Annotated in this window: 13 protein-coding genes, 2 tRNA genes and 1 pseudogene; 10 read left to right on the plus strand and 6 right to left on the minus strand. The window is 33.6% G+C overall.

The genetic code is table 11. The features are described 5' to 3' along the window. Positions 1-51 precede the first annotated feature (51 nt). Entirely contained in the window at positions 52-1,659 is a 1,608-nt protein-coding gene (locus N3C_RS06825) for an ABC1 kinase family protein (protein ID WP_074365310.1), read from the minus strand. A gap of 16 nt (positions 1,660-1,675) precedes the next feature. Continuing rightward, complete coding sequence (locus tag N3C_RS06830) at positions 1,676-3,064, minus strand: pyruvate carboxylase subunit B (RefSeq protein WP_074365311.1); 1,389 nt, start codon at positions 3,062-3,064, stop codon at positions 1,676-1,678. A gap of 148 nt (positions 3,065-3,212) precedes the next feature. Here N3C_RS06830 and N3C_RS06835 point away from each other — a divergent pair. Next, positions 3,213-3,288 (plus strand) — tRNA-Arg (locus tag N3C_RS06835). Positions 3,289-3,321: 33 nt separating this feature from the next. Here the strand turns inward: N3C_RS06835 and N3C_RS06840 are convergent. The 3 genes and pseudogenes from N3C_RS06840 to N3C_RS06850 all read right to left on the minus strand — a co-directional run. Next, positions 3,322-3,735: pseudogene (locus N3C_RS06840) on the minus strand (GNAT family N-acetyltransferase); the annotation flags it as partial. A gap of 23 nt (positions 3,736-3,758) precedes the next feature. Next, positions 3,759-3,977: a hypothetical protein gene (locus tag N3C_RS06845; RefSeq protein WP_074365313.1), complete on the minus strand. Its 219-nt coding sequence runs from the start codon at positions 3,975-3,977 to the stop codon at positions 3,759-3,761. Between the two features lie 184 nt (positions 3,978-4,161). Then, on the minus strand, positions 4,162-5,220 hold the full coding sequence (locus N3C_RS06850; RefSeq protein ID WP_074365314.1) for an oxidoreductase: 1,059 nt from the start codon (positions 5,218-5,220) through the stop codon (positions 4,162-4,164). A gap of 314 nt (positions 5,221-5,534) precedes the next feature. On the opposite strand from N3C_RS06850, the gene N3C_RS06855 reads away from it, so the two are divergent. The 6 genes from N3C_RS06855 to N3C_RS06875 all read left to right on the plus strand — a co-directional run bounded on the left by N3C_RS06855 (position 5,535) and on the right by N3C_RS06875 (position 10,275). After that, entirely contained in the window at positions 5,535-6,545 is a 1,011-nt protein-coding gene (locus N3C_RS06855; protein ID WP_083604455.1) for a phosphodiester glycosidase family protein, read from the plus strand. A 24-nt stretch (positions 6,546-6,569) separates the two neighbouring features. After that, positions 6,570-6,995, plus strand: coding sequence for a nucleoside deaminase (locus N3C_RS06860; RefSeq protein ID WP_242944055.1), 426 nt, complete (start codon positions 6,570-6,572; stop codon positions 6,993-6,995). 3 nt (positions 6,996-6,998) lie between these two features. Continuing rightward, the gene (gene glgB, locus N3C_RS06865; RefSeq protein ID WP_074365317.1) at positions 6,999-8,906 is read left to right on the plus strand and encodes a 1,4-alpha-glucan branching protein GlgB; all 1,908 of its coding nucleotides are present in this window, start codon (positions 6,999-7,001) and stop codon (positions 8,904-8,906) included. 242 nt (positions 8,907-9,148) lie between these two features. Next, positions 9,149-9,241, plus strand: a tRNA-Ser gene (locus tag N3C_RS06870). 442 nt (positions 9,242-9,683) lie between these two features. Beyond that, positions 9,684-9,839 carry a hypothetical protein gene (locus N3C_RS15015; protein ID WP_178377787.1) on the plus strand — a complete coding sequence of 52 codons (156 nt, stop codon included), beginning with the start codon at positions 9,684-9,686 and terminating at the stop codon, positions 9,837-9,839. Between the two features lie 76 nt (positions 9,840-9,915). After that, complete coding sequence (locus N3C_RS06875; RefSeq protein WP_074365318.1) at positions 9,916-10,275, plus strand: ATP-binding cassette domain-containing protein; 360 nt, start codon at positions 9,916-9,918, stop codon at positions 10,273-10,275. A 56-nt stretch (positions 10,276-10,331) separates the two neighbouring features. Here the strand turns inward: N3C_RS06875 and greA are convergent, their stop codons facing one another. Then, the gene (greA, locus tag N3C_RS06880; protein ID WP_074365319.1) at positions 10,332-10,796 is read right to left on the minus strand and encodes a transcription elongation factor GreA; all 465 of its coding nucleotides are present in this window, start codon (positions 10,794-10,796) and stop codon (positions 10,332-10,334) included. A gap of 164 nt (positions 10,797-10,960) precedes the next feature. Between greA and N3C_RS06885 the strand changes: the two genes are divergently transcribed. The 3 genes from N3C_RS06885 to N3C_RS06895 all read left to right on the plus strand — a co-directional run. Further along, positions 10,961-11,572, plus strand: a complete 612-nt coding sequence (locus tag N3C_RS06885; protein ID WP_074365320.1) for a TetR/AcrR family transcriptional regulator — start codon at positions 10,961-10,963, stop codon at positions 11,570-11,572. Positions 11,573-11,678: 106 nt separating this feature from the next. Continuing rightward, a complete protein-coding gene (locus N3C_RS06890; RefSeq protein ID WP_143312619.1) occupies positions 11,679-12,203 on the plus strand; it encodes an RNA polymerase sigma factor in 525 nt (174 codons plus the stop codon). Continuing rightward, positions 12,204-12,949 (plus strand): serpin family protein (locus N3C_RS06895; RefSeq protein ID WP_278281042.1); only part of this gene is annotated, 746 nt, incomplete at its 3' end.

Here is a 12,949-nt window from a genome sequence, read left to right on the forward strand (position 1 = left end):
AAAAATAAAGAGGCTCAGAGCTAAAGATGTTCTGAGCCTTCATTAATCCTTTTACATTTTTCCTGAACGGAAGATACTTATTAAAATCCATAAGGATATACAACCGGACACTATAAAACCAATGAGGCCAATAGTTGATACGCCGTAAATTTTTCCACCTACATTGGAATCTATAATTAGGGCAGAAGCAATTATCATAGAAGAAGCCACTAAAGTAGCTGCTAAACGGTTAATCATCCTATTTAAAGAGCTAAAAGGCTTTTCCAGATTTCTGTGTTCAAATTGAATTTTAGCTCTTCCTCGGATTATGCTGTCAGAAAGCTCGATAAGCTTAGAGGGTAATTTTGATGAATCTTTAGAAAAGCGAAAGGCCTTTAAAGCAAAATCCTCTAGGCTAAAATCTTTAAACCAGTTTTTCTTGGTACTAGCTTTCACATAGGGTATAGCTACATCTAAAATATTTATATCTGGAGCTATTTTTGCAACTACACCTTCCACAATAACTAAGGTTTTTACTAATAAGGTCAGCTCCTTTGGCATTCTTATATTGTTTCTAGAGGATACATCCATCACATCCTCTAGTATTAGAGAAACCTTTATACTGCTTAATGATGTAGAAAGATAATTTGCCATTAAGTATTCTATATCGTCATAGAGCTGATTCCTGTCCACATAGCCTGTTCGAATTCCAATAGACATTAATACGGATATAAGTTTGTTTATGTCTTCAAAAACTATAGAAATCACCATTTCGTTAAGAGCATTTCTCAAGCTGTTTGGTAGCTCTCCCATAATGCCAAAATCGATAAAGCAGATTTTATTATCCTTAATTAGTATGTTTCCAGGATGGGGATCTCCATGGAAAAAGCCATCCTCAAAAATTTGTTTGAAGAAGGATAAGGCAAGTTTTTTTCCTAATTGCTCTAGAGCAATTTTTTTAGTATGTAAGGTCTTTGTATCGGAAATTTTTATGCCATCTATTCTTTCCATGGTTATTACGTGTTTTGAACAAAATTCCTTTACAACATAAGGTACATACATAAAGTCTACATCTTTATTTAATTTGTAGAACTTTTCTATGTTATTAGCTTCGTTTTCAAAATTTAATTCCTTTTCTGTAGAGGTAAAAAGTTCATCTAAAGCCTCCTGTGGATCTAGTAAAAATTCTTTAAAGTGGTTCTTAGTAAGGTTAAGAAGTCTACTTAATATAGAAAGATCCAATTTCATCTTTTCGTATATATGGGGCCTTTGAACTTTTACAATCACTTCTCTACCGTCTTTTAACACAGCCTTATGAACCTGTGATATAGAAGCTGAGGCTAAAGGTTCTTCATCAAAATGTAGGAAGCAGTCCTTTATATCTTTTGAAAAGTCCTCAAGAAACACTTGATTTATTGCTTCAAAGCTTTCACAAGGTACCCTGTCTTGCAATTTAGAGAATTCTTCTATGTACTCTGCAGGTAGTATATCGGGACGGGTACTTAAAATCTGCCCAATTTTAATAAAAGTTGGTCCAAGATCCTCAAAGGCCTTTCGTAGGTTGGAAGGGTTACTTTTTGTCTTCTTTCTAATTTTTGAATCTACCAAGTAGTCAAAGCCATAAGAAGCCATTATTTTAACTATCTCTTGAAATCTTTGGACAGAATTTTTATATACCATTAAAATCACCTACAAATTATACTATAATACCACCGGAATCCCTTCTTAATTCTTCACTAGAAGGATTTGCTTTTTTGTTTCTTATAAAGGTTTCAGCAATTTGAGGGAATAATATGTAAGACAATACATCCTCACTGCTATTAGTAAGGTCCTTTAGTTCCTCTTTTGTTTTATAAAATATTGGTTCTAAGGTATCTGCAAATCTAGTAGTTATTGGCTTTTCCCCTTCTAGGGCCTTAGACATTAATTCTGCATTTATTTCACCGGGAGCCTTACCATACTCGCCCCTGCAGTAAGCCTTAACTTCTTTTAGAATCATTTTGTATCTTTCACCAGTTAACACATTTACCGTTGCCTGTGTACCAACCATCTGACTCATAGGAGTTACAAGAGGAGGAAAACCTAAATCTTCTCTAACCCTTGGCACCTCTTCTAAAACCGACTCTAATTTATCAATAGAGTTTTGAGCCTTAAGCTGAGAAATCATATTAGAAAGCATACCGCCAGGAATCTGATATACAAGCCCTTCTGGTTGAGGGGTAAGTACTTTAGGGTCTAGCTCTCCACTTTGTAAAAAGTGTTCCTTAACAGGCTTGAAGAAGTCGTTGATTTCCTTTAATAGACTACTATTTAAACCGCTGCTAAAACCAGAAGCTTCTAAGGCGTAATGCATAGATTCCGTAGCTGGTTGAGCTGTACCGCTAGAGAAAACGGATATAGAACAATCTATTCCATCTACTCCTGCTTCCGCTGCTTTCAAATAGGCCATTTCTGCCAAGCCGTTGGTAGAATGAGAATGAAGGTATACAGGAAGCTTTACTTCAGACTTTATAGCTTTTACAAGGTTATAGGCAGTTTGTGGCATAATTAAGCCTGCCATGTCCTTTATGCATATAGAATCTGCTCCCATGTTTTCTAGCTCTTTTGCAAGGCTTAAGTAATTTTCTAGATTGTGAATTGGGCTTACGGTATAAACTATGGTTCCTTGAGCATGAGCTCCTTGTTTTTTGGTTTCATTCATAGCTACTTCTATATTTCTATAATCATTTAAGGCATCGAAGATTCTTATTATATCAATGCCGTTATATACAGACAGTTTTATAAATTCTCTTACGACATCATCAGGATAGTGCCTGTAACCAAGTAGGTTCTGTCCTCTTAAGAGCATTTGAAGAGGGGTCTTTTTAACAATTCTTTTTATATTTCTTAATCTATCCCAAGGATCTTCATTTAAATATCTTATACAGGAGTCAAAGGTGGCTCCGCCCCAACATTCTAAGGAATGATATCCAGCATCATCTAGACTTCTAAGTATTGGTGCAAATTGCTCAAAGGACATTCTTGTAGCAATCAGAGACTGATTTGCATCTCTTAATACTGTTTCTGTTATATGAATGCTTTTCATTAGCTCACCTCAATTTCAGTATAGTATAATAATATTCTAGCATAAAGGGGGTTGAAAGTGGGTAAAAATATTAATAAATCCTATAAATAACTAATATGTTCCCGTTGACTTTCAAAAATTTTTATACTAAAATATTAAAATGTAACGTGTGCTCGTAGCTCAGTGGATAGAGCAGTGGTTTCCTAAACCACGTGCCGGGGGTTCGACTCCCTTCGGGCACACCATAAAACCCAGCAAGCGGTGTCTTGCTGGGTTTTTTACTGAGTTTTTATACTGTTTAGAAATAAAATCATACTATATTCATCAGCATAAGTTCCATAACTATATTTTAAGGCATGCTTTTTTGTACCACAAATTTCAAAGCCAAAACTTTTATACATTGAAATGGCACGATCATTTTCAGTAACAACTTCAAGTTCAAGTTGTTCAACGCCATTTTTTTTGCACCAAGTAACACATTCCTGCAGCATTATCTTACCAATGCCTTTGCTCCAATAATCCTTAAGTACTGCAATACCCATTCCTGCTCTATGAAGATATCTTTTATTGTTTAGAATTAATCCAACTGAACAATTTCCTACTATTTTACCATTTAGTTCTGCAACTAAAAAACAGCTATTCTGATCATTCATATGATTTTCAATAAATTCTCTTTCTTGTTCCACTGTAAAATTAAACTCATCAGATTCACGTGCTAAGAATTTTGCTTCCCATCAATAGCTTTCATTAGATTTATGAAAGCTTGTGCATCTTCCAACTCTGGAGTTCTTATAATAAGTTGTTGACCATCTTTTAGTAAGTACTCTTTTCTGTAATGTTTATTAGAATCCTCATTTTTTTTGTTGATTACCCATAGTAATTTCCCCCTTAATAGAATAACACATATATCCAATATATATATAATATATAACATATATGGTTTATTTGCCGATATTCTGCTTGTTATTTGGTTTATTTTGCTTTTTCACATAGTACTTTCTCAAGTAAAAGAATCTTAGAAAAGTTACATAAAAGTGGCTTTGAAATCAGGATGATTCTGGGAAAAGAAAAACCACCAGTTTAACTAGTGGCTTTTTATTTTACATATGAGAAAGATTTTAAAAGAACTTCATCCAACGTTTTTCCTCATGGCTTCTCATAGCCATTTCTATAACTTTTATTGTACTTAAAACCTGTGTAGGTTTAACAATTAAATCTTCTTTACCAAGGATCGCTTTATATACATTTTCGTAGAAACATCTATAGTCACCTGGCTCGCTTTCTACTTTACCTATAATGTGGTTGCCATTAATATCTGAATTAATAAAGCCCCATAGATCTTCTGTTTCTCTGCCCCAATTAGGAGAATTTGATGGGGTATTGCCATTTTTTAAGTTTTCCTCTTGTACGTCCATTCCGTACTTGATAAAGGAACCTTTAGTTCCAATAACTATAAAGTGAGGAAGTGGTTGCCTTACAAGCATACCAGACTTTAAGGTGACCTTTTTATCTTGATATCTTAATATTACTTCAAAGTTGTCTACAGCTTCTCCACCTCTTCTTTGAATAAGCAAATTACCAAAGATTTCTATGGGATTACCAAAGAGGCTTATAGCTTGGTCTATTAGATGAGAACCAAGGTCATAAAGTATGCCAGAGCCAGGTATATTCTTCTCACGCCAGTTATTTTTAAAGTAATTTCTAAATCTATCAAAGTGAGCTTCGTATTCTACTACATCTCCAAGAAGTCCACCATCTATTATCTTTTTTACTGTTCTGAAGTCGCTATCCCATCTTCGATTTTGGAAGGCGGTTATAAGCTTTCCTTTTGCTAAAGCTAAGGTTATTAGTTCTTCTGCTTCATAAGTAGTAACGGTAAAGGGTTTTTCTACAACTACATGTTTACCACTTTCCAAAGCTTTTTTAGCCAATTTGTAATGAAGTTCATTAGGGGCAGCTATTACTACTAAGTCAATATTTTCATCATTAAATAAGTTCTCTACATCATCTACTATTATAGTTTGTGGATATTTTTCCCTTATTATATCTATGTTTTCAGCTTTTCGCTCAAATATTTTTCTAAGCTTTAAACCTGGTACAGAATTAATAATTGGGGCATGAAAAACTCGTCCTGCTAATCCAAAACCTATGAGACCTACACGAACTATTGTATCCATTAAGTATCACCGCTTTCTTTCAACTTTAATATTCCAGAATATTATATCATATTGGATGAATATGAAGCAGTTTTTTTACTGGTATTAATTAATGTTATTTGGCTTGAATTCTATAGCTGTCAGCTTATTTTTACTACTAAAAATTCCTCACATTGCCAAAAATAAAGCTGGTGACTACCATAGTAGTATGGTAAAATGTATTTGAATATATATATAATCCATAGGCATATTTATTTTGTAGCTAACTTAATATTAAGGGTTAAATATTTATAATAGATTCATATAATTAGCATAATAAGGATAGGTGGATATTGGTGGGAGGAAAAAGGTATAAAAAGTCCCCTAAAATAACTAATTTAAAGAAGTTTTTTGTTAATATTTCTTTGTTTCTAGCTGCTCAAGTACTAGTTGGAATAGTTTTTAGTATACCCATGGTTTATTATGGTCCTTTTATTACTATTAGAGAAGAACTGGTAAATACTGCAATGACAACTCTAAATCATCAATATATCGTTAAGTGGTTTTTAAGTGATGAGGTAATAGAGAAAATAATGAAGAAATCCAAGATAAATTATGAGAACAAGGAAAGTGATGTAGAGTCTATTGCTGTTTTTGATGAAGATGTTCAAAAGGATGAAAGTCAAGTTCAACTCATTAATATTAGTAATGAAAAGGTTAAGGGGTATATTCTTTTAGTAAAAAATCCTTCCATGGTAAGGTTAGCTACTACCAATAAGATAGGAGTTAGAGGTATGAAGCTCCTAGATATGGTTAAAGAGAATAATGCTATAGGAGGTATTAATGCCGGTGGCTTTGGAGATGAAGGCGGCGTAGGTACCGGTGGGATTCCTATGGGGTTACTAATGAAGAATGGAGAAGTTTTATACGGAAATGAAAATGAAAAGTATTCCATAATAGCCTTTAATGAAGATTCGGTGTTGGTGCTTGGAAGCTACACTATTCAAGAGGCTAAGGAATTGAGAATAAGGGATGCAGTAAGCTTTGGCCCATACTTAATAGTTAATGGAGAGCCTTTGATAAAGGGTGATAGCAATGGTGGTTGGGGATTAGCTCCCAGAACTGCTATAGGACAAAGAATGGATGGTACCGTAATAATGCTTGTTATAGATGGCAGGCAAATTAGTAGTATAGGAGCCACTCTCAGAGATGTTCAAGATATAATGCTAGAGTATGGAGCATATAATGCTGCTAATCTTGATGGAGGTTCTTCCACTACCATGGTTTATGAAAACAGGATTGTAAATTCTCCTAGCAGTAAATATGGTCCTAGGGATTTACCTTCAGCCTTTATTATTTCAAAATAGAAAGGATGGCCTATGGTGGATTTTATGGAAGCAGCATTAGAGCAGGCAAGACTAGCTTTTGAAAAAGATGAAGTGCCTGTAGGTGCTGTTATTGTTAAGGATGGGCAGATAATTTCTGCTGCTCACAATTTAAAGGAAACTCTAAAGGATGTTACTGCTCATGCAGAGATATTAGCAATAAGAAAGGCAGAAACTCTTCTAGATAATTGGAGATTAACTGGTTGTAGTATGTATGTTACTCTTGAACCTTGTGCTATGTGTGCTTCAGCTATAGCACAAAGCAGAATAAGTAATTTATATATAGGCTCACCAGATATAGATAGAGGAGCTTGTGGATCTGTGATTAATATTATTGAAGAAGAACGCATAAATAATTATGTAAAGGTATTTTGGACATATAATGAAGCTTGTAGTAAAATAATAACTAATTTTTTTAGAAATAGGAGATGAAGTATGAGTAAGGAAATTAATAAATCTCTTAAAACCTTCGATTATGAAGCTTTTATAGGAGGACAAAACTTCAATTGTTATGATCATTTTGGTTGTCATTTAGTAACTGAAGATGAAGTGCAAGGGGCAAGATTTACCCTTTGGGCACCAGCAGCAAAAGAGGTTAGAGTAGTAGGTAGTTTTAATTATTGGGATGGAGAAAATAGCCTTATGGAAAAGGACGACAATGGAGTTTGGAGCCTTTTTGTAGAAGGAGTAAGAGAGGGTGACTACTATATGTATGACATCCTCGGATTCGAAGGCGAGAGAGTTTTAAAAGCAGATCCTTATGGATTTTACAGTCAGCTTCGTCCTGGAAAGGCATCTGTTGTAATTAACTTAGATAAGTTCCATTGGACAGATGATAAATGGTTAAAGGAAAGAGCAAAAAAGAATTTGTATAAAAGTCCAATAAATATCTATGAAGTTCATGCAGGATCTTGGAAGCTTCAAGCTGAGGGTAAGTTTTATAATTTTAGAGAATTAGCTGACCATTTAGTAAGGTATGTAAAAGATATGGGATATACTCATATTGAGCTAATGCCTATAACAGAACATCCTTTAGATGAATCTTGGGGATATCAGACTATAGGTTACTATGCTCTAACAAGTCGTTATGGAACTCCAGAAGACTTTATGTACTTTGTAAACACCTGCCATGAAAAGGGCATAGGAGTTATAATGGATTGGGTACCAGGTCATTACTGTAAAGATAAACATGGACTATATAAGTTCGATGGAACCTATTTATACGAAAGTTTAGATGCAGTAAAGAGAGAAAATTATGACTGGGGAACCGCCAACTTTGATTTTGGTAAGGGGCATGTACATAGTTTCTTGATTTCTAATGTATTATTTTGGCTAAAAAAATATCACATAGATGGTATTAGAATTGACGCCGTTGCTAATATGATGTACTTAAATTATGGAATGAAGCAGGGAATGAACATAAAAAATGCCTATGGCGGACATGAGAATCTAGATGCTATAGAATTCCTTAGAAAACTTAATGAAGTAGTATTTAGTGAGATTGAAAATCCTCTTATGATGGCAGAGGATTCCTCTATTAGAGCTATGGTTACTGCACCTACTTATTTAGGTGGCATAGGTTTTAATTATAAGTGGAATATGGGTTGGATGAACAGTGTGTTAAATTACGTAAAAAAGGATCCAATCTACAGAAAGTGGCATCATGATAATATAACCTATACCATGACTTATACCTATACAGAGAATTTCCTTCTTCCTCTTTCTCACGATGAAGTAGTTCATGGTAAAGGCTCCATCATAAACAAAATGAGTGGAGATTACTGGCAGAAGTTTGCTGGTTCCAGATTGCTGTTTGGCTACATGATGGGTCACCCTGGTAAAAAGCTCTTATTTATGGGTGGAGAGTTTGGACAATTCTCTGAATGGAATTGTAAGAAGGAATTGGATTGGATGTTATTACAGTACCCAGCTCATCATCAGCTACATCACTATTGTAGAGATCTAAATCACCTATATATGAAGGAGAAGGCTTTATGGGAGCTTGACCATGATCCAAAGGGCTTCACTTGGTTGGATTATGAAAATGCTGATCAGAGTATAATTGCCTTTATGAGAAAGGACGAGGATGGCGACTATATAATTCTATTATGCAACTTTACTCCTGTGGTATATTATGATTATAAAATCGGTGTGCCAGAGTTAACGGAGTATAAGGAGATCTTTAATAGTGATGATTATAAATACGGTGGTTCTGGCCAGGTTGTGGAAGATGTACTACAAGCCTTTGATGAAGAGTGGAAGGGACAGCCTTATCATATAAAAACTAAGGTGCCTCCATTGGCCTTTGTAGCTATAAAAGCTGTAGCCAAAGATAAAGAATAAATTAGTAATTAAAAACAGATGAAATTTGATTATTATTTTCATGTAACATATAAGTAAAGCTTGTTCTTATGAAAAATAAGAACAAGCTTTATTCAATTTCTATAGCTTTTAAGAATAAATGACCATTATAATGACCTGTTTTATTAAGAGCCCTTTTTAATAGTACTTGCTGTAATCCTTATTAAATTTTACATATTGAATTTAAGGACTAACTCTAGTATAATTTTTAAAAGAAACTATAAGGAGAGATGTCCGAGTGGTCGAAGGTGGCGGTCTCGAAAACCGCTGTACGGGGATAACCCGTACCGAGGGTTCAAATCCCTCTCTCTCCGCCAACAATGAAAAAAGCCGAGTATTGTTACTCGGTTTTTTTCATTGTTATAGGAAAGTAAATACTTTATATTCTGCGGAAGTTTTCTAAGCTCTAATAGCTAATTTTAAAGTATGTTGCTTTGTTTCAAAATAGAGTTGATATATAATTTTAATATTGGATTAAAACCATCACCCTTTATTTTACTTGTAGATTTATTCATAGCTTTCCTAGTTTGAATAATTGTAATAAAGATTAATAATAAGAGGTTAAAAAAGATATCTATAAGTAGTAACATGACTAAGCATATAAATTTATCTAGCAGGCTATGGGTAAAGGTAATATTAGTTTTTCAGATGTTTTTGGCCCTAAAATTATTTTCTAAAAACCTTTGATACCTTGAGCTATGTTTTCGGTACCATTAATACAGCTAAAAAAATTATAGATATTGAAAATGTGGTGGTTATATGTTCAGTTATAATAGTTCAACAGATGCATTAAGTCAAACTAATAATTTAAATAGCTTTTTCCCATTTAAGTCAGAAGAGACGAGAAATTATATAAATTCTGTTTTGCAAGAGAAGGACATAAAAACTACTCTTTTAGAAGCTCAAATTTTATGATGATACCTCTAATAATAGTGAGCACCTATCTTATAAATAAATATAAACCCGGTGAATTAATAGTAGGAGAACGTTAATGTCACTAATTAACTTGATAGATGTGGAAAAGTACCTTCAGGAGGTTGGCCTAATTGACACTGCTAAGAAATACCCTAATGAGCTGTCAGGATGTCAGCGGCAAAGAATAGCAATTGCTAGAGCTTTGGCCCAGGAAACGGATGTTATTCTTGCGGACGAGCCTACAGGGAATCTAGACCAAGGCCCAGGGGTAGAAATTATGAAGCTTTTAAAGGATGTCAACAGTAAGGGCAAGACCCTTATAGTTGTAACTCACGATAAAAATATAGTGACTTATTGTAACAGAAGAATTGCTCTTAAGGATGGAGAGGTTGTATCTGATAATTTAATCAAATATAAACTTGTAATACATAGTTGAAAGGCTGCTGTACAACTAAGGAAATTTCCAGTTGTGCAACAGCCTTTTTAAAATAATTATAAGATTTCTAATATCTCAACGGTATAATGATCCTCTGGAGCATTAACTTCAACTATGTCTCCAGCCTTCTTTCCGGATAGAGCCTTACCTAAATCTGATTCTATGCTTATACACATATTTTCAGGATCTAAATCCAGTGTAGTAACCAAGGTTATTATTTCTTCCTCATCATCCTCTATGAATTTAACTCTAGCCTTGCTACCGATGCCCATTACTGATTTATCAATCTGTTCATCATCTATAACTTTGGCAGTAGAAATCATGTTCATTAAGTATTGAATTCTGTTATCATTTTCTCTATAATTAGCGCAAGCTTCTTTATACTCTGCATTTTCTGACCTATCACCATGGGCAGCGGCTTCCATTTTTTCTTTTGCTATTTCAGCTCTTTTTACCGTAAGTCTATATTCCAGTTCTTCCTGTAATTTTTTTAAATTTTCTCGAGTTAGGGTATTGTGCATAATAAAATCCTCCCATGAAATGTAGTATATTAATATTATATTAATTTATATCAGAAAATAAAAGATACTGGGGGATTTTTATAAAGCTTATATAAGTTCGTTGACAGGCCATAGATGCTTATATATAATAATGACAAGTTGTCATAAAGGGAGGGGGAAGTCCATTGCCAACGGAAACCTTCTTGAACCTTCCTATTGAGAAAAAGAATAAGCTTATTATGGCCATAAAAAGAGAATTTGCCAGGGTGCCCTATGACAAGGTATCAATTAATAAGATTGTTCAAGATGCAGATATTTCAAGAGGTAGCTTTTACATGTATTTTAATGATAAAGAGGATATGCTAAAGTTTATTTTATCTAATTATTATCATGAGCTTATAGCTACCATAAAGAAGAGTTCAAAGGAAAATAAAGGAGACTTATTTGATGTATTTAGGGACATTTTTAGATTCACAGCGGACTTTGGGATGGAAGAAGATAATATAGCCTTTTGCATAAATATTTTTACCAGTGATAAGGTTCATAACTGTATTATTGCTGCACTGATTAGCAAAGATATGAAAGATAAGCCTTTTAACTGGATTAGTCCCTATATTGATACAAGCAATTTAAATATTAATTGTGATGAGGATCTATATAATATTATAGAAATTCTAATTGCTGTTACTCAAAAGGCTGTGATAGAAGTATTCTTGCATATTGATAATAAGGATAAGGTTCTAGAAAATTATGAAAAGAAAATAAAGATTTTAAAAGGTGGAATGGTAAAGAGATAGAAATTCAACCCAAGGGGTTGAATTTTTTTAATGCAAAGAAATTTAGTATATTTTGTGTCACATATTTACATTAAGCTGCGTCTAATAAGTGAAAGGAGAGATGAGGATGTTTTTTATAATGCCGTCAGCGGAAAATAAAATACCGGATATTGAAATACTGATAGAAGAATATTCAAAGAGCCTTATAAGAATTTGCTATATGATTTTAAAGGATGAGCAGCTGGCGGAAGAAGCAGCTTTTGATACTTTGTATAAGGCCTATAAAAATTATAAGAACTTTCGTAGGGATTGTAGTGAAAAGACTTGGATTACAAGTATAGCAATAAACACATGCAAGACTTATATGAGAAAGTCCGCTTATAAGGAGATTGCCTCTGGCAATTACATATCCTTAGCCTATGCTTCAGAGGAAGAGATGGCTGAACCTTTTCGCAGTGACGATTCTATAGCGCTTCTTAATGCCATATATGCTCTTCCTATCAAATATAAGCAGGTTATACTTTTAAGATATTACCAAGAAATGACGGTGTCAGAAATAGCAAAGGCTTTAAAGGAAAAGGAGAACACTATATCTGTAAGAATTAAGAGGGCTAAAGAAATGTTAAAGGAATTATTAAAGGAGGAATTTTAAATGGCTGGTCTTAAAGATTTTAAAAAGATTGTTGATACTAATTTGTCTAAGCTTGACATGTCTGAAGAAAGTAAGGACAAGTTAAAAAAATCAGTTCACATTAAAAGAAGAAAGTTTTTTAAGCCTTTGAGCTTTGTAGGGATTCCAACTTTGGCTACATTGGTTGCTTTTATAGTGCTTGTTAACGGATTAACTATTACAGATAAGATCAATCCTGTCTTAGCTAAGGATTTAATGGGAGATATTAAGGCAGAGGAGGTAGTAATTACAGAATTGAGTGAGGAATTTATCCAGTCTACCGCAGACTTTTCTGTAGAACTTTTTAAGAATTCTTATACTAAAGGAAAGAATTCACTTTTTTCACCTACTTCCGTATATTTAGCTTTAGGTATGACTGCTAATGGTGCTAAGGGTAATACCCTTAAGGAATTTGAAAGTCTTCTTGGAAAGAAAGGCCTTGGCATAAATGATTTGAATAACTACTATTATAGCTTATCTAAAAATCTTACTAATGTTATTAGCGGCAAAGTAGGTATTGCTAATTCTATATGGTATAAAGATGATGATATTATAAATATTAATAAAGAATTTCTTCAAAAGAATGCAAATTATTATAAGGCAGCGGCCTATAAGGTGGATTTTTCATCTAAGGAAACAGTAACATATATAAATAATTGGGTAAAGAAGCATACAGGAAATTTAATAGATAAAATTATTGATAAGACGGATGATAATGATATAATGCA

The organism is Clostridium sp. N3C (assembly GCF_900095445.1).
Lineage (GTDB): Bacteria > Bacillota > Clostridia > Clostridiales > Clostridiaceae > Clostridium_AU.

Excerpts from the sequence above, each read along its gene's own strand:
- N3C_RS15015 (WP_178377787.1), top strand. The coding sequence starts at position 9,684 with ATGTTCAGTTATAATAGTTCAACAGATGCATTAAGTCAAACTAATAAT.
- N3C_RS06830 (WP_074365311.1), bottom strand. The coding sequence starts at position 3,064 with ATGAAAAGCATTCATATAACAGAAACAGTATTAAGAGATGCAAATCAG.
- N3C_RS06860 (WP_242944055.1), top strand. The coding sequence starts at position 6,570 with ATGGAAGCAGCATTAGAGCAGGCAAGACTAGCTTTTGAAAAAGATGAA.
- N3C_RS06850 (WP_074365314.1), bottom strand. The coding sequence starts at position 5,220 with ATGGATACAATAGTTCGTGTAGGTCTCATAGGTTTTGGATTAGCAGGA.
- glgB (WP_074365317.1), top strand. The coding sequence starts at position 6,999 with ATGAGTAAGGAAATTAATAAATCTCTTAAAACCTTCGATTATGAAGCT.
- greA (WP_074365319.1), bottom strand. The coding sequence starts at position 10,796 with ATGCACAATACCCTAACTCGAGAAAATTTAAAAAAATTACAGGAAGAA.
- N3C_RS06845 (WP_074365313.1), bottom strand. The coding sequence starts at position 3,977 with ATGTTATATATTATATATATATTGGATATATGTGTTATTCTATTAAGG.
- N3C_RS06875 (WP_074365318.1), top strand. The coding sequence starts at position 9,916 with ATGTCACTAATTAACTTGATAGATGTGGAAAAGTACCTTCAGGAGGTT.
- N3C_RS06890 (WP_143312619.1), top strand. The coding sequence starts at position 11,679 with ATGTTTTTTATAATGCCGTCAGCGGAAAATAAAATACCGGATATTGAA.
- N3C_RS06825 (WP_074365310.1), bottom strand. The coding sequence starts at position 1,659 with ATGGTATATAAAAATTCTGTCCAAAGATTTCAAGAGATAGTTAAAATA.